Below are 26,187 nucleotides of genomic sequence, written 5' to 3'. Positions count from 1 at the left end.
GTCCTGTTAAATCAAATTCGAATTTGAACATTCGAAATCTTACAAATACGGATACTTTATCTCTGTTAAATACAACCCGCAAGCGGGTACACTTGTTCCTGCCTTACTGCGGTTTTTGCTTTCTATTACCTTGCGGATATCTTCGGGCGGCACTTCGCATTTGCCAACCTGCAATAACGTACCCACAACAGCGCGGACCATATTGCGCAAAAACCTATCTGCAGAAATATGAAAAACGATGCCGTTTTCAGTCTCCACCCATTCTGCTTTTGCAATTTTACAATTATTGGTTTTAACCTGCGTATTACTTTTGCTGAAACAGCTAAAATCTGTGTATTCCATGACTATTGCCGCCGCCCGGTTCATTAGTTCCAGATTTGGCTTGTCGCGGATTAACCATGAATAGTTGTTTAAAAACGGGTTCTTTTCAAAATGGATATGATACTCGTACGAACGCAGTGTGGCATCAAACCTGGCGTGAGCTTCGGGATTTACGGGGATGATGTTTTTAATGGCGATATCGTGCGGAAGCAGGGCGTTTAAACTGCGTTTGTCTATGGTAGATGGGCCATGGACCATCGTCTGAACATCCAAATGTGCGAAAAAATCTTTAGCATGCACACCTGTATCTGTACGGCCGCAACCAACGGTTTCTATGGGTTGGCGTAACAAAGTGGTAAGGGCTTTGTCCAACACTTGCTGAACGGTTACGGCATTTGGCTGCACCTGCCATCCATGATAGTTGGTACCATCATAAGCCAGTTCAATAAAATATCGTTGAATGTTTGCCACGTGGCAAAGTTAACATCATTTACGATTTTAGATTTACCAATTACCATTCTATATTTGCTTGCAACTTATAACAAACAAAATGCTACAACGTATCCAATCAATATACTTCCTTTTCGCTTCAATGGTGATTTTCGCGCTGTTCGTTTTCCCGCTTGCCCATAACATTTTTGTAGATGGCAAACTGGTTAACGTATCCGTAACCGGCGTTTATGAAATACTAAACGGGCAGGACAAGCAGACCCACCCTTTTTTACCATTAACTATTGCTACCGCATTTGCAGCGTTGATCCCGCTGGCGCTGATATTCCTTTATAAGAACCGTAAGCAGCAAATCACCATTAGCTACGTGGCTGTTTTGGTATTGATAGGCTACAGCTTCTGGATGGCACAAACCGTTAAAAGCGTTGTTGGCCCAATTACACTGGAATACAAAAACATGGGCATTGGCCTGTTCCTGACATCGTTGAGCATCATCCTTATCATATTTGCTGTTAAAGCAATTCAAAAAGATGAGAAACTAGTGAAATCTGCTGATAGGTTGAGGTAGTTACTGAAACTTTCCAAACTCCTTTATCTGCCTGTATGGCTTCGCAAAAAAGTCGCCTACTACCTGGTTAAACATATTGCGGTAAAATATCGGGGTGGAATGACCCGAGTTGGGTATGATCCACAAATACGAGTTGGCTATGTTCTCTGCTATCAGCATAGTGTGCTTGTTCCTGATCACGTCATGGTCGCCGCCAATTACCAGCGTTGGGCAGCTGATCTTCTTTAATGCAGCCAATTTTATATGCGGTTCGTAGCTTAGCAGGTGCAGTAATTTTACCTGCACCTGCATATCCCCGGTTGGGTTTTTGATCTTCTTCATGGTATCAACCGCTACCTGGTTCATCTTAAAAGCATAATCGTATACAAACTTATCAACCGCGCTGGTATCGGGCCAAAGGTTCGCGCCTGTAACGGCAAGTTTTTTAACTTTATCGGGGTAGTTCATGGCTAAAAGCAGGCCCTCTATCCCACCATCGCTCCAACCTATAACGTTGGCGTTTTTAACCTGCAGGTGTTCCATTAAAGCGTTCAAGTCATCGCTCATCATTTCATAGGTGATGGAATCTTTATTATCTATCGATTTTCCTTGCGAGCGGCTATCTGCCAGTATTACCTGGTAATTTTTAGCAAAATATGGAATCTGGTACCTGAAGTTATTAATAGAACCGCCATTACCGTGGATGATTAGCATTGGTTCGCCCTTGCCATAAACTTCATAATACATATTAAACCCACGCAAAGTAACATACTTGCCTACAGCAGCATTGTGCCCGTATTGAGTTGTATCGTTATCGGGTTTTTGCTGCGCGTAACTAACTATGGAGATTAAAGCTAACAAGGTAGATAACAGTGTTTTATTTAAGTATTTCATTCCAATATGATTTTATATGTTTAAAGGTATGAATTATAGCTGATTTGCAATATTTTTCATAATAGTGGTTAACATTTTAAAAGTCTTTTTAAAAGAGGTTGAAAAACTGTTGGCGTGTATACACCACACTAACGCCAAAATAATTAACATAAAAAAGTTATTGATTTTAAGTTAGTTAACATCAAATTAACCTTAAATTTTACCAGTATCATAAATTTCAAAATCAGTATTTGCAATATCAAATATTAATTGTACTTTTGCACCCGATTTGACGATGTAGTCAAATACGTTATTTTAATTCATGAACCCATTTATCAATCTGGGAATCCGTCATGATATTGTTAATGCCATCTCTGAGTTAGGATTTGAAAATCCTACACCAATCCAGGAACAGTCAATTCCGGTATTGTTAACAGGCAGCAACGATTTTGTCGGATTAGCCCAAACAGGGACCGGTAAAACAGCTGCTTTTGGACTGCCGCTATTAGAACTGCTCGATTTCGAAGAAAATCATCCGCAAGCGCTTGTTTTATGCCCAACACGTGAACTTTGTTTACAAATCACGAACGACATTAAGAACTATTCCAAGCACATGAACAACGTTAACGTTGTTGCCGTTTACGGTGGTGCAAGCATCCAGGATCAGCTACGCCAAATTAAACGTGGTGTACAGATCGTTGTTGCTACCCCGGGCCGTATGCTTGACATTATTAACCGCAAGGCGATCAATTTTTCGCAGGTTAGGTTTGTGGTATTGGATGAGGCTGATGAGATGCTCAACATGGGCTTCCAGGAAGACATTGACAGTATTTTATCTACCACTCCGGACGAGAAAAAAACCTGGCTGTTCTCAGCCACCATGCCTTCTGAGGTTAGAAGGATCGCTAAAAAATACATGGATAACCCTTTTGAGTTAACCATGGGCGAAAAAAATACAGGTAATGTTAATATCGAGCATGAGTACTACGTTGTACGTGCCCGTGATAAATACGCTGCCTTTAAACGGATAGTTGATAACAACCCCGAGATCTTTGGTATCGTATTTTGCCGTACCAAAATAGAAACTCAGGAAATTGCAGAGTCACTTATAAAAGATGGTTACAACGCCGATGCTTTACATGGTGATTTATCACAACAACAACGTGATAAGGTAATGAAACGCTACCGCGAACGCAGCCTGCAATTATTAATTGCTACTGATGTTGCAGCACGCGGCATTGATGTTAATGATGTTACACACGTTATTAACTATAGCTTACCAGATGAGATAGAGAACTACACCCACCGTAGCGGCCGTACAGCTCGTGCAGGTAAAATGGGTATATCTATCGCTATCATCAACAGCAAAGAGCTTGGTAAAATTCGCCAAATTGAGCGTGTAATTGGTAAAAAGTTTGTAAAAGCCGAAATACCTACAGGTTTTGATGTTTGCGAAAAACAATTGTTTGCCCTTGTACATAAAGTACATAACGTAACTATTAACGAAGCACAAATTGAGCAATACATCCCACGTATTATGGATGAATTTGCTGAGTTAAGCAAAGAAGATGTAATTAAACGTTTTGCATCATTAGAGTTTAACCGCTTTTTAGATTATTATCAAAATGCACCAGACCTTAACGCACCTGCAGATGATCGTAGCAGGGATGGCGAAAGAGGCGAACGCGGTATGCGCGATTCAGGTGGCAAATCAGAATATACACGTTTGTTTATCAACTTAGGTAGTGTTGATGAGTTTAACCGCGGCGATTTGCTGGGTTACATTTGCAACAACTCTAAAATAAGCGGACGCACCGTTGGTAAAATTGATGTTAAAGGTGTTTACTCATTCTTTGAAGTAAGCAATGCTGATGTTGAACAGGTAGTAAATAACTTTAAAGGCATTGAGTTTAAAGGCCGCGAAGTTAGGATTGAAATATCTGGCGAAGGTACCAGCAGCCCAAGAAGCGGCGATGGCGACAGACGTGAAGGCGGTTACCAAAGGCGCGAAGGCGGAGGCGGTTACAACCGTGATAGAAATAGTGGTGGTAATGGCGGACGCCGCGAAGGTGGCAACAGGGACAGGAACAGCGGCGCTGGCAACGGTGGTGGTGGTTTTCGTGATTTCTCTGGCAAACCCCGCGAAGAGCGCCCGGAACGCCGCAGAAGATTCTAAGTTTAGTTAGTTAGTTTCATAAGAGCTTTCGGATTAGTTACCCGGAAGCATAGTTTTAGTTTAGTTTTGTTTACAAAGCCTCTCGTTTGTTCATCATACGGGAGGTTTTTGTTTTAACGGATAAACTCAACGGCAACCGAATCGGGGTATAGCAGGTTCATGCGCTGCTCATCAAGTTTTTGAATCACAAATTTGGTATAGGGCTGATTGCCTTCAAATGATGTAAAAATAGTATCGCCTTTGGTAAAATAATCCTCGGCGTTTTGCACATCGCCATCCATAATAAACTTTTTATCAGTTATTTTAAGGCTCGTGCTGGAATCTTTAGATCTCCAGTCGCCCCGTACTTTTTTATTTGATTCCTTTTTATCGCAGGCGGTTAACAGTGTGGCAACCCCAAATACCATTATCAATTGTAGAGCATGTTTTTTCATATTGCAGATAAGGTAATAAAAGATGGGAAAATAAAAAAGCACCGATTGGTTAGCCGGTGCTTTTTGTAAAATTATTTATCCGGTTTATTAACCAGTTTTGCTTTAGGCACATATATGTGATGGCCTTTTTTATTTACGTAGTAATAATAAGAGTTTTTATCGATATAAATAGTTTGGCCACCCGGCGCTACTTTTTCATCGTATTTTTTATCGGCAACAGCTGCGACACCTTTAGAGGCAACTTCTGCTGTTTTATTACCTACTGCTTTACCTGCTTTTTTTGTAGCATGCCAACCTTTTTTTGCTGTGGTACCAATTTTTTGACCCAGCGTAGTGTCATTATGTGTTTGCGCGAAAGCCGATGATGCTGCAAATAACGAAGCAGCGAACAGGACTGATTTAAATATATTTTTCATTTGGAAGAATTTTGTTTAGTTACTGCTGTAACTAACTCAATTTCTCTGCCAATTTCTGCATTTCTAACACAGGTGGGCTTTTCTTATATAAAATAGCGTATACGGCCTCGCAAATGGGCATATCTACTTTGTATTGCCTGTTCACCTGGTGTAGGCAATTTACTGCATAATATCCTTCCGCAACCATATTCATCTCCAATTGTGCCGATTTTACCGTGTAACCCTTCCCTATCATATTCCCAAAAGTACGATTACGGCTAAACTGCGAATAGGCGGTAACCAGCAAATCGCCCAGGTAGGCCGATTCCTTTATGTCGCGGTCAATAGGGTGTACTTTGTCAACGAATCGCTCCAGCTCGCGGATGGCGTTCGAGATCAATACCGCCTGGAAGTTATCGCCATACCCAACGCCGTGGCAAATGCCGCTGGCAATGGCATACACATTCTTCAGCACAGCGCCGTATTCGGTGCCGTAAATATCGTCGGACACGATGGTTTTGATGTAGCGGGTGCTTAGCATGTCCGCAAATTCGGCAGCCAGGGCTTCGTCTTTTGAGGCGATGGTTAGGTAGGATAGTTTCTCAAGCGCAACCTCTTCTGCGTGGCAGGGGCCGCTTATCACCAGGATATGATCAAACGGCACATCGTAGTTCTCGTTCAAAAACTCGCCGATGATCTTATTTTCGTCGGGCACAATACCTTTTATGGCAGATACTATTTTTTTACCCTTCAAATCATCCGAAGTGATGCCTGCAAGCGCTTCTTTTAAGAATGCTGCCGGTACATTCAGCAGTATATAATCAACACCTTGTATCAGGGATCTTAGATCGGTAGAGATATTTTGCGCAGGCACTTTGATCTCCACAGAACTTAAGTAATGTGGGTTATGCCCAAATTTACGGATGTGTTCTACAGCTTCACCGTTGCGCATCCACCAAAAAATTTCCTTTTCGGCGGTGTTATCGGTAAGCATTTTAATATTTGCGGTGGCCCAGCTTCCGCCGCCCACAACAGCAATTTTGTTTTTTTGCTTAAGCATTTAGTCAGTAATGAACCAAACGGGCAATTGGTTTTCCCGTGATGCAAATTAATGAAATATTATGCGAAAAGGTGAAAGCTAAAGGCTTCCCGGCGCAAAGCTTAACCAAAATGTTCACGTTCACGTTTGCGAACACACGTGAATATTCACAATCATCTCATAATCAAGCCACCCGGATTTTACCTACTGACAAAATAGCGCCACCATCTTTAAACGGAAAAATACAGTACATTTTTAACCAAAAAAGGCGAAAAGTACTGAAACCTTTCGCCTTTTTCCGTCACCTTTTCGGCTTAAAATTACTTCTTAACCTCGCCGGTAAACAGTTTCGATTTATCTACCTTTTCTACTATCATACCATCGTTCAATGTTTTTGAGATAGCTGCGAATGGTGCAGATACCACTTCTTCGCCGCTTTTAAGGCCGCTTAAGATCTGGATATAGGTATCATCCTGGATGCCGGTGGTTACCTGTACCTGCTTCACTTTGTTGCCTTGCAAAACGTATACATACTCTTTTGCAGGTGCGCTGATAGTGGTTTTCTTGGCATCGTCCTTTTGGGTATCGGCCGGTTTAGCATCCGTCTTTTTCACATCACGGGCGGTTACCGACTGGATAGGCACCGACAATGCTTTTACGTGATTGGTTTGGATATCAACCGTGGCGGTTAACCCCGGGCGAAAAGGTGAATGGTTCTCCGCATTTTTCTTCAGCAGGTCGATATATGATTGCGCGGTGATGCGCACTTTAACCGTAAAATTGGTCACCTGGTCTGCATTGGTACCTACCACGTTGGCCGAACTGCCTATTTCGATAACCTCACCCGTAAATTTCTTACCCAGGAAAGCATCTATCTCAATTTGCGACTGGTTACCAATAGCTATGCGGTTAATATCGTTCTCGTTCACATCCACATTAACATCAATTTTGCTCAGGTCAGATATGGTCATGATCTCGGTACCGGCAAATTGCTGGGTACCCAAAACGCGCTCGCCCTGCTCAATAGACAGTTTTGATACCACACCATCAACAGGGGCATAAATAGTTGTTTTGGCAAGGTTATCTTGTGCCTCTTTAACAGAGGCCTGTGATTGTGCCAAACCATAGGTAGAACCTATTACGTTTTGCTTAGATGCTTCTAATGTTGCACGCGCGCCTTCGTAGTTAGCTTTCGCCTGCTCAAACTCGGCAACGGTTAATACTTTTTTGTCAAAAAGCTCTTTACTCCGTTTGTAGATAGACTCCTGGTTGGCAAATGTAGCCTGCGATTGTTTCAGCATTTGTGCCGAATTACCAACGCTTGCTTTTTGGGTGTTGTATGAAGCCACAGCGCGGTCATAACCCGACTTTAAGATATCCGGGCGGATACGGCAAAGCAACTGGCCTTTTTTAACCACGTCACCTTCTTTAATAGGCAACTCAACCACCTCGCCAGATACCTCCGGGCTGATCTTAACCTCGATGTGAGGTTTTATTTTACCACTGGCAGATACGGTTTCGTTAATATCGCGGCTATCGGCTTTCTCAACAGCAACCTGCGTTACCTGCGGTTTGCCAATTATACCGGTAACTTTGCCAATAATTAGTAATGCCACCAGCACAACAAGGCCTATCAGTATATATTTAGTAGTTTTTCCCATGATAATTTTAGGATTGTGTTTGTGTGTTTAATTAAAGTGTTATAGGGTTGCCTAAATAATAATCAATCACTTTGCTCCTGAACACCACCTCGTATTGGGCGTTTATAAGGTCAAATTGCGATTTATTTAGGTTTGTTAATGATGTATTATAATCAAGCGAGTTCACCAGGCCCACATTATACCTTTGTTGTATGATGTTAAAGGCATCTTTATTGGCATTATAAGTTTGCTGTGTAGATATATATCTTTTGTTTGCTGCCTGCACATCCCAAACCGCCTGGTAAATTATTTTGCTTAAATTGTTTTTAGCTAACTGCGCCGTAACTATGGCATTTTCATTAGTGATCTTCGCTTTACGTACAGATGTACGCGCGCTAAACCTGTTAAATATAGGGATCTGTAACGTTACACCAATAGACTGGTTAAAGTTATCGCTCAATTGCCTGCCAATAGGGTAATGCAAGATAGGTGCCGAAAAGTTTGGTATCGTAACCGCGTTTGGCGTATTTTGCACAAAACCAATAGTATCTACCCTGCCGGTTGCAAACGGGGTACCCTGCAGGCGTCGCGCGTCAGAATAATTTGTACCAACCTGGCCAAACAACACCACACTTGGGAAATAATTGCCTCTTGCTACCTTAATATCCTGCGCGGCAGCTTTTTGCCTTGCTTCTGCCAAAGTAACATCCGGGTTAACGGCTAAAGCTGTTTTTAAAACAACTTCGGGGTCGTACACGGTGCTCAATTCTTTAAACCTGCTAATGTCCGGCTTCTCAAAGGTAATATTTGTTGCAGGGGGCATCTCCATATACTGTTTAAGTGTAAGTACCGATAATTCCAATTGGTTCTCGGCATTGGTATAATTTAAGTCCGCGGTTGATTGCGCTGCTTTGGCCTGCGACAGATCTGCCTGGGTTTGGTTACCTACGTCAAAGTTTTTTTGAGCCCTGTAAAGCGTTATTTTGGCAATATCTATTTGTTGCTGCGCAGCGGTTACCAGGTCCTGGTTTGTTAATATTAGCAGGTATTGGGTAACTACATTCAGTACCAGGTCATTCTTTATTTTGGCAGTGTAACTACGGTCGGCACCAAGCAATAATTTGTTAGCGATGATCTGGTTACGCAATTGCCCACCCTGGAAAAGTGTTACCTGCGAACTAAGCGTACCATTTAACGCAAAAATGTGCTGGTTGGTAAACTGGTTGGTAGATGGATCGATATTACGGCCAAAATTTAGTGAAGCCTGCGGGCCTGCCGTTAAATTTGGCAATTGGTTGTATTTAGATTGCTTAAGGTTTTCTTCGGATATGGCTTCGCTAAACTGAGCTTGTTTAATGGTTAAGTTGCGCTCAAGCGTGCGGTCGATAGCTTTTTGTAAGGTGATAACTTCCTGCGCATTAACAGTAAAGTTTACCGCCGAAACTAATATGAAGCAAGCAATGGTTACTTTTGTGATTTGTAAGTTTAGTTTCATAATAAATTGTATACAATTGTAAGTAAAGCTATTTACTTTGCAAGTTCAGATTTTGTTGGCAAACTCATTAAACACTTAAACGTTTTACGAATGTACCTGGTAAAAACTCCCTGGTGGCTAAAAAAGCTATACCCTCAATTAATTTGGGATACTAAACCAGGTGCCCGTTGCATTTATTTGACTTTTGACGACGGCCCCATACCCATTGTTACACCATTTGTGTTAAATATTTTAAAAAAGTATGATGCAAAAGCCACCTTCTTTTGCATTGGCGACAATGTGCGCAAGCACCCCGATGTGTTTGCCGACGTGAAAAAAGCAGGCCACGCCATTGGCAACCATACTTACAACCACCTAAAAGGCTGGGCCACAGACAACCAAACCTACCTCGAAAACTTCCTAAAAGCAGATAAGGTTTTAGATACGCCCCTGTTTCGCCCCCCTTACGGCCGCATTAAACGCGACCAAATAAAACTATTGAAGGAAGCCCGCCCCGATCTGCAGATAATTATGTGGGATGTACTTTGCGGCGATTTTGATATGGCGCTAAAAAAGGAAGACGCTTTAAAAAATGTGCTCAATAATGCAAAGGAAGGCTCGATCGTTCTTTTCCATGACAGTGTAAAGGCTTTTTTTAAGCTTGAGCATGTACTGCCGTTAGCGATGGAGCATTGGAGTAAGGAGGGGTATACTTTTGAAAGTTTGCAGTAAGCGGGTGGCAGTTTGCAGCCATTTTAAATTTCCACCATCTAATCTAAGTTTTCAACTTAGGCCTAAAACACAACAAGCTTTTAGCTTGCGCAACAAATTGAAGTAAAGCGCAGTCCTGATATTACCGTTAAGCTGAAAGCTTAACTCATTTTGGGTATAAAAAAAACTTAAACCAGTAATATTTAACAGCGTTAGCACTTTTTACAAAGGCAAGTAAGGCTGCATGTGCGATATTACCATATGGCCCGATGGTAAGGTTTATATTGTTACAATCAATGGGGGGGGGGGGATAAGTTGATAGAAAAGAGTGGGAAATAGTTGATGAGTTGGCATTGCCAATGCGTTTTTTTTAAAATTTATATTTCGATAGAAACGTTATGACAACTGTAACAGTAGTTATAATTGATGATAAGGCGTTAGACCTGTTAAAGGACCTTGAAGCTATGAACATTATCAAATTACACGATAATGAACCGAGAACTGATGAAAAAGAGTGCAGCGTTTACTAAGTCTTAAAGGCAAAATGACGAAGCCGTCTATTGAAGATATTAAAAAACAATTGGCCGAATTTCGGGAAAAATGAAATCTGAATTGCCGTAGTGCATAGCAAAACCCTAATTACGCGCAACACTGCCAATTTTAAAAAGATTTCCAACCTATAGTTTTTGATCCATTTGAAGATTAACTTCAATCGCTTACTTATTAAGAACATATCCAAATAACAATTGTACAAAGGGCTTACTGTGAATAAAGTTTATATTTTGTAAATTCGCGGCAAGTCGGCTACATAGGCAGGCTTATATCTTATTACCTATTAAAAAGCAAACATTATGGCTTTTGATTTAGACATGATCAAAAAGGTTTACGATCGCTACAGCACCCGTGTGGATGCTGCCCGTAAAGCGACCGGTAAACATCTTACATTAACCGAAAAAATATTATACGCTCACCTTTCTGAAGGTGATGCTAAAAAAGCTTTTGAACGCGGTACCGACTACGTTGATTTTGCACCAGACCGCGTAGCCATGCAAGATGCTACCGCGCAAATGGCGCTATTGCAGTTTATGCAGGCAGGCCGCCCGCAGGTTGCAGTACCATCAACCGTACATTGCGATCACTTGATACAAGCAAAAGTTGGCGCCGTTGCCGATTTAAATACGGCGGTTGATATTAACCGCGAAGTTTACGACTTCCTTTCATCTGTATCTGATAAATACGGTATCGGTTTCTGGAAAGCCGGTGCAGGTATTATTCACCAGGTTGTTTTAGAGAACTACGCGTTCCCCGGTGGTATGATGATAGGTACCGACTCGCACACACCTAATGCAGGTGGTTTGGGTATGGTGGCTATTGGTGTTGGCGGTGCCGATGCCTGTGATGTAATGGCAGGCTTACCATGGGAGCTAAAATTTCCTAAACTTATCGGTGTAAAATTAACCGGTAAACTATCCGGCTGGACATCAGCCAAAGACGTTATTTTGAAAGTAGCAGGTATCCTTACTGTAAAAGGTGGTACCGGCGCTATTGTTGAATATTTTGGCGAAGGTGCACGTTCACTTTCTGCAACAGGTAAAGGTACCATCTGTAACATGGGTGCCGAGATTGGTGCAACCACTTCTATTTTTGGTTACGACGAGAAAATTGCTACTTACCTTAACGGTACCAAACGTGAAGAAATTGCTACCCTTGCCAACGCTATTGCCGAACACCTAACCGGTGACGACGAGGTTTACGCAAACCCTACCGAATACTTTGACCAGGTTATCGAGATCAACCTGAGCGAACTTGAGCCACACGTTAACGGCCCGTTCACTCCTGACCTGGCGTGGCCTATTTCTAAATTCGCGCAAGCGGTTCGTGAAAACAACTGGCCCGTAAAATTAGAGGTTGGTTTAATAGGTTCTTGTACAAATTCGTCTTACGAAGACATTACCCGTTCTGCATCAATCGCGAAACAGGCTATCGATAAAAACTTAGCTACCAAAGCAGAGTTCACCATTACCCCGGGTTCGGAGTTGGTACGTTACACGGTTGAGCGCGATGGTTACTTAGGTACCTTTGAGGCTATGGGCGGTGTAGTATTGGCAAACGCTTGTGGCCCTTGTATTGGCCAGTGGGCACGCCATACCGACGACCCCACCCGCAAAAACTCTATCATCACCTCATTTAACCGTAACTTTGCTAAACGCCAGGATGGTAACCCTAATACTCACGCGTTTGTAGCCTCTCCGGAGATTGTTACCGCGTTTGTTATTGCGGGCGACCTTACCTTTAACCCACTTACCGATACGTTAACCAACAAAGCAGGCGAGCAGGTTAAATTTGACGAGCCACAAGGTATTGAAATGCCGATACATGGTTATGCAGTTGAAGATGCCGGTTACCAGGCACCGGCCGAAAATGGCAGCGGCGTTGAGGTTATTGTTAGCCCAACATCATCACGCTTACAATTACTGGAGCCGTTTACCCCTTGGGAAGGTACTGACATTACCGGTTTAAAACTGTTAATTAAAGCACGTGGTAAATGTACTACCGACCATATTTCAATGGCTGGCCCATGGTTAAAGTTCCGTGGTCACTTAGATAACATATCTAACAATATGCTGATAGGTGCTATTAACTATTTTAACAACACGGCCGATAGCGTGAAAAACGAATTGACAGGCGAATATGGCCCGGTTCCGGCTACACAGCGCGATTACAAAGCTGCAGGTATCGGTTCTATAGTAGTTGGTGACGAGAACTACGGTGAAGGTTCATCTCGCGAGCATGCGGCAATGGAGCCACGCCACTTAGGTGTACGTGCCATACTGGTAAAATCATTTGCCCGTATCCACGAAACCAACCTTAAAAAACAAGGTATGTTGGGTATCACTTTTACTAATACCAACGATTACGAAAAAATACAAGAGGACGATGTTATTGACATTACCGGCCTAACCACCTTTGCCCCGGGCAAACAGTTAACCGTAGTGTTACACCATGCAAATGGCACAACAGAAAGCTTCTCGGTAAACCACACATACAATGCACAGCAAATTGAGTGGTTTAAAGCAGGCGGCGCGTTGAACATCATCCGCAGGCAAATGATATCTTAATTTTAGATTTTAGAAATACGATTTTAGATTAAGCCTCCCTGAATGGGGAGGCTTTTTTTGTGGGATTATTGGCAGGAACACGACACAAAAAAGGCAATGAATAACCATCGCCTTTTATATCATTAGCCTAATCTCTAATCACCATTCACTAATATCTTCCCTAAAACCTCTCCTTCAAAAACTGACCTGTATAGTTATTTTTAACTTTTATAAGGTCTTCGGGCAGGCCTTCGAACACTACTTTACCACCACGGTCGCCACCTTCGGGGCCAATGTCTATCACCCAGTCGGCGCATTTTATCACGTCCATATTGTGTTCTATCACAATGATAGTGTTGCCGTGCTCTAACAACGCATCGAATGATTTTAGCAGCTTCTTAATATCTGCAAAGTGCAAACCTGTTGTAGGTTCATCAAATATGAAAAGCGTTTTATTAGTATTGTTACCCTTCACCAGGAAGGATGCCAGCTTGATACGCTGCGCCTCGCCACCCGATAGGGTGTTTGAAGATTGGCCCAACTGCACGTAACCTAAGCCAACATCAACCAATGGTTTTATTTTAGCCAATATCTTCGGTTCTTTAACGAAGAACTCAAGTCCTTCGTCGATCGTCATTTCCAATACTTCAGATACGTTCTTCTCATTATAAGTAACGTCCAGAATGTGCTGTTTAAAGCGTTTACCATTACAGGCCTCGCAAGTCAGGAAGATATCTGCCATAAACTGCATCTCTATCTTCACTTCGCCTTCGCCCTGGCAAACGTCGCAACGGCCGCCCTCCACATTAAATGAAAATGCTGATGGCTTTAAGCCTGCTGCCTTAGAAACCGGCAGCGCGGCGTACAGGTTACGGATCTCGTCCCAGGCCTTTACATAAGTAACCGGGTTAGAGCGCGATGAACGTCCAATTGGGTTTTGATCTACCATCTCTACCTGTTCAATTTTATTATAATCGCCCTCGATACTATCGAACGCGCCACTTTGGTCGCCATTATAGTTACCCAAAGTTTTTTGAAGGGCAGGCGCAAAAATGCGTTTCACCAAACTGGTTTTACCCGAGCCGGATACACCTGTTACCACAGTAAGTATCCCCAACGGAAACTTAGCATCCGCATTCTTCAAGTTGTTTTCGCGCGCGCCTTTTATCTCTATATAGTCGCTCCATTTACGGCGCGTTGGCGGTATAGCTATCTCTTGGCGGCCACTCAGGTATTTACCGGTTAGGCTTTCATTATCTACAATAATTTGGTCGTAGGTACCTGTAAACATCAGGTTACCGCCATGCGTGCCTGCTTCGGGGCCAATATCAATAATATGGTCAGCAGCTTTCATGATCTCTTCCTCGTGCTCAACAACCAAAACGGTGTTGCCTACATCGCGCAGGGATTTTAACACGGTAATTAAACGCTGTGTATCACGTGGGTGCAGGCCGATGCTTGGCTCATCCAACACATAAATCGACCCTACCAAACTACTCCCTAATGATGTAGCCAGGTTGATCCGTTGCGACTCGCCACCAGATAGTGTATTTGACAAACGATTAAGCGTTAAATACGCCAAACCTACATCATTCAAAAACACCAAACGGTTTACTATTTCCAGCAATAAACGTTTACCAATTTTTGCGTCGGTCTCATTCAGTTTAAGGTTGCTAAAAAACTCCAGCGCGGCATCTAAAGGCATCAGCACCACATCGGTGATGGATCTGCCGTCTATCTTAACATAGGTTGCATCCTTGCGCAAACGGCTGCCCTTACATTCCGGGCAGGTGGTTTTACCACGGTATCGCGATAGCAAAACACGGTATTGTATTTTATAGGTTTGCTCCTCCATCTCTTTGAAGAAGGCATTTAACCCACGGAAATACTGGTTACCCGTCCATAGCAATTCCTGCTCTTTTTCGGTTAGTTGGTTATACTGGCGATGGATAGGGAAGTCAAATTTTAACGAGCTTTTTACAAGCACATCGTTCCACTCGCGCATTTTTTCGCCACGCCATGGAGCAATAGCGCCTTCGTAGATACTCTTGCTTTTATCGGGGATAACCAAGTCGGCGTCAATACCGATAACTTTACCGTAACCTTCGCATTTTTTGCAGGCACCGTAGGGGTTGTTAAAACTAAAAAAGTTTGGCGTAGGCTCTTCAAAACGGATATTATCCAACTCGAAACGGTCGCAGAAGAAGCGTTCGGAAACCCCACCAAAACCCTCTCCGGAAGGGAGGGCTTCATAATTTAAAGGCTCCCCTACCGGGTAAAATGTAGAGGGGGCTGCCGGGGCTACGTATTGCACATAACAATCGCCCTTCCCTTCAAAAAATGCGGTCTGGATACTATCGGCTAAGCGGCTGATGGTTTCGTCTTCCTCATTCTTAGTGATACGATCTATAACGATGCGCACAACAGAAATGGCAGGCAGTGACGATACTTCCTCTTCACCTTTTTTAGTTTTTGTTTTCTTAGTTTTTGCAGGCGCAGCTTCTTCATCCATCACCATAGATGCACCATCAATAGTTTCATCTTCCAGCAAGGTTTCTATGCGCGATACCTGTCCGTTAAACTCTACCCTTACAAAACCCTTTTGCATTAAAACGGCCAATTCCTCTTTAATGCTGCGGTTGTTATGCGGATGCAGCGGGCAAAGGATGGTAACCTGTGATTCATCCGGCAAAGCTGTAATAAAATTAATTACATCGGTAACCGAATCTCTTTTAACCAACCCGCCTGATATAGGCGAAACGGTTTTACCAATGCGCGCGAAAAGCAGCTTTAAGTAATCGTAGATCTCGGTAGAAGTACCCACCGTTGACCGCGGGTTGCTGGTTATCACTTTCTGCTCAATAGCGATGGCCGGTGCTATCCCTTTTATATAATCCACATCAGGCTTATTCATTCGCCCCAAAAACTGGCGGGCATAGGATGATAAGCTTTCCACATAGCGACGCTGACCTTCGGCATACAAAGTATCAAACGCAAGCGATGATTTACCCGAACCCGACATGCCCGTGATAACCACCAGCTTGTTTTTGGGGATGGCCACATCCATATTTTTAAGGTTGTGTACCCTTGCCCCTTTTATGATAATATGTTTTTTCGGGTCTTTTTCTGCTTCTTTGGTCATTCTTTTCCTTAATTCATCTGGGAAGTTCATGGTTAATGGTTAATAGTTCATTAGAACCGATTAAACCTTAATCACGAATAAAAGTCTAACCGCTAAAGGATTAAACTTGTTTGATTTTTGGCACTTCAGACTATGAACAATGATCTATTATCTATGAACATTTTCCGGCTGCAAAAATCCTAAAATATTTAGCTTAATCCAAATAGGTTTTGGTAATTGTGAAGGTTAATTAGTTATTAATAAAAGAGTTTGCATTTTAGTGACACATTAGCTTTTGAGAAGAACGTAAAATGCCCGGTTAAAAAATATTTGCTTTTATTTTTTAAGATCATTATATTTGAGCGTAACATTTTTCTAAAACCTTAAAAGAAACGCTATAGATAGAATTCTACTTTTAATAACGACAAAACATTTAATTTAGTTTATTAGTAGCTTTCTATGGATTTTCAATTGAAAAGTGATCAGGATCTAATCCATCTTTATATCGCCGGAGACGAGGCAGGACTTGTTGAACTCATCAGGCGGTATCAATCAAAAATTTACACATCTATTTACTTACTTGTTAAGGACGAAGCCCTTGCCGAAGATATTTTCCAGGATACGTTTATTAAAGTTATTAATACGCTAAAAGCCGGCAAATATAACGAAGAAGGTAAGTTTTTGCCATGGGTAACCCGTATTGGGCATAACCTGGTGATAGATCATTTCCGCCGAGAAAAACGTGCGCCAATGGTTAGCAATGGCGACGACTTCGACATTTTTGAAGTATTAGGCAATTATGACGAAAGCGCCGAAGACCGCCTGGTACGCGAGCAAACGCATAAGGACCTGAAATCGCTTATCCAACTTTTACCATCCGAACAAAAAGAGGTATTAATTATGCGCCACTTTGGTGACATGAGCTTTAAGGAAATTGCCGATGTTACCGATGTAAGCATTAACACCGCCCTTGGCCGCATGCGTTACGCGCTTAATAACCTGCGCAAAATGATGCAGAATAAAGAGATGAGTTTAAAAAATTAGTTGGCAACCTGTCATCCCGAACTTGTTTCAGCACCCCTCAGGACGGGGAAATAATCATCTAATCATATTGTTACAAAAGCTGCCCTGCATAGGGTGGCTTTTTTTATTGCCCCCGCAACAATATCCAGCAACCTCTGGTCGTTTAAAATTCAAATCCATGATGGAATTTTAAACGATTGAGTTAATGTTATTAATTTAAACCGTACTAATTTGCATAAAATTAACTCTCAAAAAAAATTTCATTTAATTTTCATGTTCGTAAAATATTAATAAATAATTCCCGTTACTTTAATAATTAAACAATCAACAGCTTATGGGTGAAACCTTTACTTCAATTTTTAATGCGGTCACTAACAAAGCTCAGGTGAAACAATCAGAGGTAGTACAAGAAAATCTGGATGTGGATGATGTGATGTTTTATCATTCCATCCGTGCTGATTTGGACCTTCTAAAGAAGAAGCCAAAACTGCAGACCATCCACTACATCCTCGATTATTCGAAAAGCCGTCGCTAAGTAGTATTACGCCAAAGCACTGGTTCATAAATCATCCCGGTTGGGTATTACACCCATTGGTTTGATTTATGAACCTTTCTATTTATACCTTAATTTATAGATGATAGTTAATGGTTCATAGCAACTCGTTTTGGCTAATTGCATATAATTCTGGATTATTGTAAAAAATTGGTTCGTCCATGATCTATGAACCATCAACTATGAACTAATCCCATGCTTAAAGCCGAACGCTACCGCCACTTCGTAGAATATTTCTCCAAAAACCAGCCCTCGGCCGAAACAGAGTTGCATTATAGCAGTCCGTATGAATTGTTGGTGGCCGTAATATTATCTGCACAATGTACCGATAAGCGCATCAACCAGGTTACACCAGCACTATTTAAACGTTTCCCAAATGCGGCGTCTTTGGCGGCATCAGATGCCGGCGAGATTTTTACTTACATCCGCAGCGTAAGTTATCCAAATAATAAGGCAAAGCACCTGGCCGGCATGGGCAAAATGCTTATGGAAGTTTTTGGCGGCGAAATACCATCTGATATTAATGAGTTACAAAGGCTGCCCGGTGTAGGCCGTAAAACGGCTAACGTAATTGCATCAGTAGTGTTTGATGCACCTGCTATCGCGGTAGATACGCATGTGTTCAGGGTGTCCAACCGGATCGGCTTAACCACACGCGCCACTACCCCGCTGGCGGTAGAAAAGCAGCTGGTACAATACTTGCCGCAAAATACGTTGGCCATTGCGCATCACTGGCTGATATTGCACGGGCGTTATATTTGTGTGGCCCGCTCGCCTAAGTGCGAGATCTGCCCGCTTACCTGGTTCTGCAAATATTACGAGCAGCAAAATACCGAGACGGCTTTGTTACGTGCTGAGGCTGCAAAGATGCGCAAGACCAAAGACGCTAAAAAGAAAAAGGCGTTGAATACTATCAGCAAAGAACTGGCAAAACGAAGTGTTGATAAAGATATTTGATTAAGAGTTTTGGGTTAGGTAAGTTTACATCAACCTCTTGCATCATTGCGAGCGATAACGTGGCAATCTTTGATAGGCCTGTGGCTTACTTACTTATCGAAGCTTGCCACGTTGCTACGCTCCTCGCAATGACGGGATATTACTACCAATAAATAATTACTAAAAATATTAGTAATTATAAATTTATGTTTTATATTTGTTTCACAATAATTTAAGATGATCAACGCAGATAAGTTAAAGGCATTACAGCTAACGTTAGACAAGCTGGAAAAATCATACGGTAAAGGAACCATCATGAAACTGGGCGACTCCGTTATTGAACCTACCGAAACTATATCAACCGGGTCTTTAGGCCTTGATATTGCTTTAGGTGTAGGCGGTTTACCAAAAGGCAGGGTGATAGAGATCTATGGCCCGGAATCTTCAGGTAAAACAACCTTAGCCATACATGCTATAGCCGAATCCCAAAAGAAAGGTGGCATAGCAGCATTTATTGATGCTGAGCACGCTTTCGACCGTTTCTACGCCAAAAAATTGGGTGTAGATGTAGAAAACCTTTTAATATCACAACCGGATAATGGTGAGCAGGCATTAGAAATTGCCGATAACCTGATCCGTTCGGGTGCTATAGATATATTAGTTATCGACTCTGTTGCGGCATTGGTACCAAAGGCGGAGATAGAAGGCGAAATGGGCGATTCTAAAATGGGCTTACACGCCCGTTTAATGTCACAGGCGTTACGTAAACTAACCGGTACCATCAGCAAAACAGGATGTTGCTGTATCTTCATTAACCAGCTGCGCGATAAGATCGGTGTTATGTTCGGTAACCCCGAAACTACAACAGGTGGTAACGCTTTAAAATTTTACGCTTCGGTACGTTTGGATGTACGCCGCATCTCGCAAATTAAAGATTCTGACGAGGTATCTGGTAACCGCGTTAAAGTGAAGATCGTTAAAAATAAGGTGGCTCCTCCGTTCCGTATTGCCGAGTTCGACATTATGTTTGGTGAGGGTATCTCCAAAGCAGGTGAAATAATTGATCTTGGTGTAGAATACAATATCATTAAAAAAGCAGGATCGTGGTTCAGCTACGGCGAAACCCGTTTAGGCCAGGGCCGCGATGCAGTTAAACAACTGATATTGGATAACCCGGAACTGATGGAAGAACTGGAAGCAAAAATTAAAGCCACCGTTACAGGCGAAAGCTTAGCTGAAGTTTAGATTTAGATTTCACCGATTGATGGATGATTACACTGATCAATTAGTTTGACAGATAATTTCACCGATTATGTGAAATGTTACTCCAATCTTTATAGAATATATTAAAGCCTCCCAACAGGGAGGCTTTTTTGTTTGTGTATGGCTACACGCTTCTTTAGAAGAAAAATCTAATCCTGCACAAAAAAGCAGGATAAACATTTTGTAAGGGTTTTTCTTAACAGCCCTCGCAGCAATGCGGGGGCTTATTGTTTATGGCAATTTTATTTACCGCCGGTTTTCCAGTACATGTAAGCAATACAGCCCACAACCATAATAGCAAGCACAATTAGGCCGGTAATGCCTTTGCGTTTATCCTGGCGCATAAGCCACACTAAAAACACCACAAGCGGCAGCACAAAAATCGCCCAAAATAAAAGTGAAGGAATATTCATAGTTAATAGTTAATGGTTAATAGTTTATGGCGCTTTGCAGATGGCTATTTACTGTAAACCATCAACTATACGCTAAAACTACATCGGCATCCGTGCCAGGGGAGCTATCTCCTGCCCGGCAAATTCGCCTTTTAAATATTTATAATAACCGGCAATAGCAATCATGGCCGCGTTATCGGTACAGTATTCAAATTTTGGTATAAAAACATTCCAGCCGTTATCAGCACCCATTTTAATGAGGCTTTGGCGCAGGCCGGTATTGGCAGATACACCGCCTGCTAAGGCAATATCTTTAATATTATATTCTATTGCAGCGCGTTTCAATTTATTCAGCAGGATAGTAGCAATACGTTTTTCTACCGATGCGCAGATATCATTCAGGTTCTCCTGTATAAAATTTGGGTTAGTCGCCACATTATCCCTTATGAAATATAGGATAGCTGTTTTAACCCCGCTAAAGCTAAAATTAAACCCCGCGATCTGCGGCTCGGGGAATTTATAAGCATCGGGGTTTCCGGTACGCGCGTGTTTATCTATCAGGGGGCCGCCGGGGTATGGCAAGCCGAGGATCTTGCTGGTTTTATCCATCGCTTCGCCAGCGGCATCATCAAGGGTTTGGCCAATCACTTTCATATCAAAATAGTCTTTAACTAAAACTATTTGGGTATGCCCGCCGGATACGGTAAGGCAAAGGAATGGGAATGACGGCTTTTTATCGGCAATAAAATGCGCCAGGATATGCGCCTGCATGTGGTTAATATCAATCAGCGGCAGGTTCTTGGCAAGCGCAAATGCCTTGGCAAAAGAAACACCCACTAAAAGTGAACCTAAAAGGCCCGGTCCGCGCGTAAAAGCTACTGCATCAATATCATTTTTGCTTACTTTTGCGTTTAATAATGCTTGTTGCACAGCAGGAACAATATTTTGCTGATGAACCCTTGAGGCAAGCTCAGGGACAACGCCTCCGTAAAGTTCATGAATGGTTTGATTAGCAATAACATTGCTCAGGATCCGTCCATCCACACAAACAGATGCAGAGGTTTCATCACAAGAAGATTCAATAGCTAATATTACAGGCACGATTGCTAAATTATTGATTTTTGAGTTGATGAATTATTGACTAAGCTTCAAACTATTACGCCATAAAAACGTATAGCGATAGGGATTATTTTGATTCAAGACCTCCAACCATTACTAAAACACAAAGTTATTAAAAAAGTACTCAAAATAGCGTTAAGCATTGTATTGATAATTTTGTTACTAATAAGCATTACGTTATTGCTTTTTCAGTACAAGCCGGTACAAACATGGGCTGCAAAAAAAGCCACCGCTTACCTGTCTAAAGAACTTCATACCACTGTTAATATTAAAAGCCTTTACATTAAGCCATTTTCATCGGTTGTTTTGGAAGGATTATATATACTGGATAAACAGCAGGACACCCTATTAAATACACCCAAACTAGCTGTAGAACTTAGCGGGTTCTCCATCTTTAACAGCATCAAGCAAAAGAAAATCAATTTTGCATCAATCCAATTAGATAACGGCACCTTCTATCTTAAAAAATTAAAGGACAGTACCACCAATCTTAAATTTGTGCTGGATTACTTTAACTCGGGCGACACCACAAAAACCAAAAGCAAACCGTGGACGCTTACCTTTGAGAAGATCGCCGTTAACAATTTCCATTTTAAGTACAAGAACAGCCTGCGGAACGAACTGGTAAAAGGGGTGAATTTCAATGATATCGACGTTCGCAACTTCAGTACCGTTATCCGCAATATGGACTTGCAGAACCACTTGTTTAAAGCACGTGTTGGCGGCTTAACCCTGAAAGAAAAGAGCGGGTTCTTTGTCAAAAATTTCAACTCCAATGCTACCATCGATACCAACCAGATCCTGCTGCAAAACCTAAACATACAAACGGCAAACTCCAATGTAAGAAACTTCTTCAGAATGGGATTTAAGTCGTTTAGTGACTTTAATGATTTTGAGAACAAAATAAAAATGGATGCCGATTTCAAAACATCGCACCTGTCATCAAAAGATATCGCCTATTTCACCAGCACGCTTGATAAAACAACGTTTGAACTGGGTATCGACGGACGGGTACGAGGCCTGGTAAATAACCTTAAAGCAAAAGGGGTAACTATTACCGCAGCCCAGGCAACTTTTATTAAAGGCGATTTTAACCTTACGGGATTGCCGGACTGGGAAAACACCTTACTGCAATTAAAGTTCGATCAGATTGCTACCAACAAAAAAGATCTGGATTATTTATACCAGCATTTTACCGGCAAACCAAATGCTAAAGTGCCTGCCATTGTGGGCAAATTTGGCAACGTAAACTTTACGGGCCGGTTCACCGGCGTGCAGAATGATTTTGTGGCGTTTGGCGTTTTTAAGACAAAATTAGGTCGTTTTGACCCGGATATAAACCTAAAAATAAACAAAGCGGGCGTGCCAGGTTATAGCGGAAAAATCACCACCAAAGATTTTGACCTGGGCACTTTATTAGATAATAACACCATTGGCCGCACCAGCCTATCAGCCAACCTGGCCGGCCGTGGCGACGAGCTTAAAAACCTGGATGTTCGCGGTGATGCAAAAGTGGCATATTTCCAGTTTAAGGGATACACTTACAAAAACATTGTAACCAACGGTACATTTAATCACAAAACTGCAAAGGGTAAAATATCTATAAATGATAAAAACATGCAGCTTGCTATTGCCGGCAGTGTTAACCTAAACCCTAAGCTGCCAATTTTTGATTTTAAGGGAAACGTAACTAATGCGAAATTACGCGAGTTAAAATTCCTGAAGGATACAATTACCATCAGTACCGATCTTAACACAAACTTCTCGGGCAATAACCTGGACAATTTGGATGGAAGCATCCTGCTAACCAAAATTCGCGTTGTAAACCCGCGGAATAATTATGTGGTAGATACCGTAGCACTAACGGCTAACGGCAAAGGGGATGCAAGGGTAATTTCTTTAAAATCCGACCTTGCAGATGGGGGCATTAAAGGCAGTTATGACCTGGCTACCCTGCCCTCCTATTTTAAAACCATCGCCAAAAGATACATTCCGTCGCTTAAAACGGATATTACCCCGCCTAAACCGCAAAACTTTGATTTTAACCTGACGCTGAAAAACATCGATCCTTTTACGGCCATATTTATGCCCGATTTAAAGGTGCCCGAGCAGGGAAGCTTTGTAGGTAAATTTAACTCGGTAAATAAAACGGCGACGCTAAACGGGTACATCAAAACAATAAAACTGGGTAAAATCGTATTTCATGATTTTATTATTGATGAGAGCACAAGCGACGATTTCCTGGCCCTGAACGTTTCCCTGAACCGGGTTGACCTAACGGATAGCTTATACATCAAAAACATCAACATTACCAACTTCTTGAAGCATGATAGCCTAAACTTTAACGTTAAGTTATCTGATAAGAACGCTGCCAACCAGTTAGACCTTTACGGTTTGGTAGAATTTGGCCGGGACACTACTGCCAAACTGAAGATATTACCATCTGATGTGGTGTTAGAGCGGGAGAACTGGAAGATCCAGGACCAGATACGCATCCGCCTGCTGGATGGCAAAACCCAGGTATCGGGTTTTGAGTTATCAAACGGCGTACAGAAGGTAAGAATTAATGGATTTATATCCAATAACCCAACGGATAAGTTGAAAGTGCAATTCGAGAAGTTTAATATGGCTACGCTAAACCAGCTTACCAAAACATCTGGCATAGTGCTTAAAGGATCGTTAAACGGAGATGTTACGCTTACCTCTATCATTAAAAAGCCGGGGGTGGATGCCAATTTAGGTATCGATTCGTTGATGATGAATAAGACTTTGCTCGGCGATGTAAAGATCTTATCAAACCTTGATAACGACCACGGACTTGCCAATGTAAAACTGAACATCACTAACCGCGGCCTCGAAACCATGAATATTGCCGGCGTTTACACCCTTGGTAAACAAACCGATGATAAACTGGACTTTGATGTTAAAATGGACCATACCGAAGCCATTATATTCCAGCCGTTTATAAAAGACCTGGTATCAAATGTAAAAGGGGCTGTATCGGCAAATCTGAAACTCTCCGGTTCGCCGTCCAAGCCTGAGTTGAACGGTACAGTATCGCTGGATAATACCGGCATTACTGTTAATTACTTAAAAACCGCCTACACAGTAAACGATAATCTGACGGTTAACAACAGTGTTATCAAGATAGATAAGATGATATTGAAGGATATTCGCGGTGGCACAGGCGAAGCTAATGGCACGGTGGATTTGAATAATATCTCAAACCCCACACTTGATATCTCGCTGGAGGCTAAAAACCTGATGGCGCTTAATACTACGTTTAAGGATAACCACATTTATTATGGTACAGCTTATGGCAGCGGTACATTTAGTTTTACCGGACCTATAGATAACATGAAGATAGATATTAAAGCCAGTACCGGGGCCGGTACGGTATTTAATATCCCGCTTAACACCTCATCAACCGCGGCGGATTATGATTTTATACGCTGGGTTGACCATAACGACACCACTAAAAAAGTCATAGATAAAGTAAAAGCCTTTAACGGGGTTACGCTAAACTTCGACTTAACAATTGACGAGCAAACTATTGTAAGGATAAGTACCGATTACGGTGTGTTAGAAGGTACAGGAAACGCGAAAAATTTAAACCTTAAGATCAATAGCCTGGGCGACTTTGAGATGTTTGGCGATTTCGGGATCACCTCGGGTAAGTTTGAGTTTACGGCCAAAGATTTTATCAGTAAAAACTTTATGGTAAACCAGGGGGGTAACATCAGGTGGACGGGTAATCCGTCAAACGCGGAGATCAATTTAAAGGCCGTATACGAGGTACGTACCAATATTGCTCCGCTCTACACAGCCGCGGGTTTACAGGCGCCGCAACCAAAACAGGTGTTAGTGCAAGCCGAGTTGATATTGACCAAATCGCTCCTGCAACCAAATATTGATTTTAACTTTAATTTCCCTGTAGATCCATCTATTAAGGATGACTTGAATACCTACCTTGCTGATAACAATAACCGCAGCCAGCAGGCGCTAAGCATCATTGTAAGGCGAAGTTTTGCATCGGGCACGGGTAGTAATTTAACCAACCAGGTTTTGGGTACGGCCGGCGAGGCGGTGAGCGAATTTGCGTTTAATAAACTAAATAGCTTTATCTCTCAATCCAACATCAAATATTTTGATTTAAACATACGGTCGTTTAATGATGCGAGCGCCTCGTTAAAGTTTTTAAATGACCGGTTGATTATTAACGGTAGCTTATATTCTAATAGCGGTACCAGCGACTTATTCAACAACCGCCAGAGTTTATTAAATACTGATTTTAGAACCCTGACAAAAGATTTCGAGATCCAGTACCTGTTCCGTAAAGATGGTAATTTAAGGGGCCGTTACTCGTACCGGGCATTAAACAGCACCACGCTAAACACCATTAACGACCAGTTAGGAGTGCAATATGTAAACGGTATTGGTTTGGTTTACCAGCGCGATTTTGACACGTTCGGCGAGTTCCTGAGGAATATATTTAGACAAGGCCGCCGCGACAAGCCACCTGTTAAGCCTACAACAGTACCTGCCACGACTATAAATACACCAAGGCCGTCCAAATCATCAGACGACAGGAACAATGAGGATGCAGAAGGCGACAATTAAGG

At 42.2% G+C, this 26,187-nt stretch carries 20 protein-coding genes; 10 read left to right on the top strand and 10 right to left on the bottom strand.

The window, feature by feature from the left end:
• Window positions 1–39: 39 nt before the first annotated feature.
• Window positions 40–792 carry a tRNA pseudouridine(38-40) synthase TruA gene (gene truA / locus NAF17_RS09295; protein WP_252757729.1) on the bottom strand — a complete coding sequence of 251 codons (753 nt, stop codon included), beginning with the start codon at window positions 790–792 and terminating at the stop codon, window positions 40–42.
• A 79-nt stretch (window positions 793–871) separates the two neighbouring features.
• Here truA and NAF17_RS09290 point away from each other — a divergent pair, with 79 nt between their 5' ends.
• Window positions 872–1,339, top strand: coding sequence for a DUF4293 domain-containing protein (locus tag NAF17_RS09290; RefSeq protein WP_252757728.1), 468 nt, complete (start codon window positions 872–874; stop codon window positions 1,337–1,339).
• On the opposite strand, the gene NAF17_RS09285 is transcribed toward NAF17_RS09290, so the two are convergent.
• On the bottom strand, window positions 1,340–2,212 hold the full coding sequence (locus tag NAF17_RS09285; RefSeq protein ID WP_252757727.1) for an alpha/beta fold hydrolase: 873 nt from the start codon (window positions 2,210–2,212) through the stop codon (window positions 1,340–1,342).
• 301 nt (window positions 2,213–2,513) lie between these two features.
• Here NAF17_RS09285 and NAF17_RS09280 point away from each other — a divergent pair, with 301 nt between their 5' ends.
• Complete coding sequence (locus NAF17_RS09280; protein ID WP_252757726.1) at window positions 2,514–4,367, top strand: DEAD/DEAH box helicase; 1,854 nt, start codon at window positions 2,514–2,516, stop codon at window positions 4,365–4,367.
• Between the two features lie 113 nt (window positions 4,368–4,480).
• Here the strand turns inward: NAF17_RS09280 and NAF17_RS09275 are convergent, their stop codons facing one another.
• From NAF17_RS09275 to NAF17_RS09255, 5 genes are all read right to left on the bottom strand, one after another.
• The gene (locus tag NAF17_RS09275) at window positions 4,481–4,801 is read right to left on the bottom strand and encodes a hypothetical protein (RefSeq protein ID WP_252757725.1); all 321 of its coding nucleotides are present in this window, start codon (window positions 4,799–4,801) and stop codon (window positions 4,481–4,483) included.
• Between the two features lie 71 nt (window positions 4,802–4,872).
• Window positions 4,873–5,217 (bottom strand): hypothetical protein, encoded by a 345-nt coding sequence (locus tag NAF17_RS09270; RefSeq protein ID WP_252757724.1) that lies wholly within the window; start codon window positions 5,215–5,217, stop codon window positions 4,873–4,875.
• Between the two features lie 31 nt (window positions 5,218–5,248).
• Window positions 5,249–6,256 carry an NAD(P)H-dependent glycerol-3-phosphate dehydrogenase gene (locus tag NAF17_RS09265; RefSeq protein WP_252757723.1) on the bottom strand — a complete coding sequence of 336 codons (1,008 nt, stop codon included), beginning with the start codon at window positions 6,254–6,256 and terminating at the stop codon, window positions 5,249–5,251.
• Window positions 6,257–6,555: 299 nt separating this feature from the next.
• Window positions 6,556–7,896 (bottom strand): efflux RND transporter periplasmic adaptor subunit, encoded by a 1,341-nt coding sequence (locus tag NAF17_RS09260; protein WP_252757722.1) that lies wholly within the window; start codon window positions 7,894–7,896, stop codon window positions 6,556–6,558.
• Window positions 7,897–7,927: 31 nt separating this feature from the next.
• Window positions 7,928–9,370, bottom strand: a complete 1,443-nt coding sequence (locus tag NAF17_RS09255) for a TolC family protein (RefSeq protein WP_252757721.1) — start codon at window positions 9,368–9,370, stop codon at window positions 7,928–7,930.
• 90 nt (window positions 9,371–9,460) lie between these two features.
• Between NAF17_RS09255 and NAF17_RS09250 the strand changes: the two genes are divergently transcribed.
• From NAF17_RS09250 to NAF17_RS09245, 3 genes are all read left to right on the top strand, one after another.
• Entirely contained in the window at window positions 9,461–10,081 is a 621-nt protein-coding gene (locus NAF17_RS09250; protein ID WP_252757720.1) for a polysaccharide deacetylase family protein, read from the top strand.
• A gap of 377 nt (window positions 10,082–10,458) precedes the next feature.
• On the top strand, window positions 10,459–10,590 hold the full coding sequence (locus NAF17_RS18100) for a hypothetical protein (RefSeq protein ID WP_256474486.1): 132 nt from the start codon (window positions 10,459–10,461) through the stop codon (window positions 10,588–10,590).
• Between the two features lie 321 nt (window positions 10,591–10,911).
• Complete coding sequence (locus NAF17_RS09245) at window positions 10,912–13,179, top strand: aconitate hydratase (protein ID WP_252757719.1); 2,268 nt, start codon at window positions 10,912–10,914, stop codon at window positions 13,177–13,179.
• A gap of 160 nt (window positions 13,180–13,339) precedes the next feature.
• Here the strand turns inward: NAF17_RS09245 and uvrA are convergent, their stop codons facing one another.
• Window positions 13,340–16,300 (bottom strand): excinuclease ABC subunit UvrA, encoded by a 2,961-nt coding sequence (gene uvrA / locus NAF17_RS09240; protein ID WP_252758486.1) that lies wholly within the window; start codon window positions 16,298–16,300, stop codon window positions 13,340–13,342.
• A 438-nt stretch (window positions 16,301–16,738) separates the two neighbouring features.
• Here uvrA and NAF17_RS09235 point away from each other — a divergent pair, with 438 nt between their 5' ends.
• The 4 genes from NAF17_RS09235 (at window position 16,739) to recA (ending at window position 20,036) form a co-directional block, all read left to right on the top strand.
• Entirely contained in the window at window positions 16,739–17,323 is a 585-nt protein-coding gene (locus tag NAF17_RS09235; protein WP_191175799.1) for an RNA polymerase sigma factor, read from the top strand.
• A 313-nt stretch (window positions 17,324–17,636) separates the two neighbouring features.
• Window positions 17,637–17,837 carry a hypothetical protein gene (locus NAF17_RS09230; protein ID WP_252757718.1) on the top strand — a complete coding sequence of 67 codons (201 nt, stop codon included), beginning with the start codon at window positions 17,637–17,639 and terminating at the stop codon, window positions 17,835–17,837.
• Window positions 17,838–18,050: 213 nt separating this feature from the next.
• Window positions 18,051–18,812, top strand: a complete 762-nt coding sequence (nth, locus tag NAF17_RS09225) for an endonuclease III (RefSeq protein ID WP_252757717.1) — start codon at window positions 18,051–18,053, stop codon at window positions 18,810–18,812.
• Between the two features lie 216 nt (window positions 18,813–19,028).
• The gene (gene recA, locus NAF17_RS09220) at window positions 19,029–20,036 is read left to right on the top strand and encodes a recombinase RecA (RefSeq protein ID WP_252757716.1); all 1,008 of its coding nucleotides are present in this window, start codon (window positions 19,029–19,031) and stop codon (window positions 20,034–20,036) included.
• Between the two features lie 260 nt (window positions 20,037–20,296).
• Here the strand turns inward: recA and NAF17_RS09215 are convergent, their stop codons facing one another.
• Together NAF17_RS09215 and tsaD are read right to left on the bottom strand one after the other, a co-directional pair.
• The gene (locus NAF17_RS09215; protein ID WP_252757715.1) at window positions 20,297–20,467 is read right to left on the bottom strand and encodes a hypothetical protein; all 171 of its coding nucleotides are present in this window, start codon (window positions 20,465–20,467) and stop codon (window positions 20,297–20,299) included.
• Window positions 20,468–20,545: 78 nt separating this feature from the next.
• Window positions 20,546–21,547, bottom strand: coding sequence for a tRNA (adenosine(37)-N6)-threonylcarbamoyltransferase complex transferase subunit TsaD (tsaD, locus tag NAF17_RS09210; protein ID WP_252757714.1), 1,002 nt, complete (start codon window positions 21,545–21,547; stop codon window positions 20,546–20,548).
• A 174-nt stretch (window positions 21,548–21,721) separates the two neighbouring features.
• Between tsaD and NAF17_RS09205 the strand changes: the two genes are divergently transcribed.
• Window positions 21,722–26,185 carry a translocation/assembly module TamB domain-containing protein gene (locus tag NAF17_RS09205; RefSeq protein ID WP_252757713.1) on the top strand — a complete coding sequence of 1,488 codons (4,464 nt, stop codon included), beginning with the start codon at window positions 21,722–21,724 and terminating at the stop codon, window positions 26,183–26,185.
• The last annotated feature ends 2 nt before the right edge of the window (window positions 26,186–26,187 follow it).

The organism is Mucilaginibacter aurantiaciroseus (genome assembly GCF_024055595.1).
GTDB lineage: Bacteria > Bacteroidota > Bacteroidia > Sphingobacteriales > Sphingobacteriaceae > Mucilaginibacter > Mucilaginibacter aurantiaciroseus.
The sequence above is the reverse complement of the archived record's forward strand: the minus strand, read 5'-3'. Positions and strand labels throughout refer to the sequence as shown.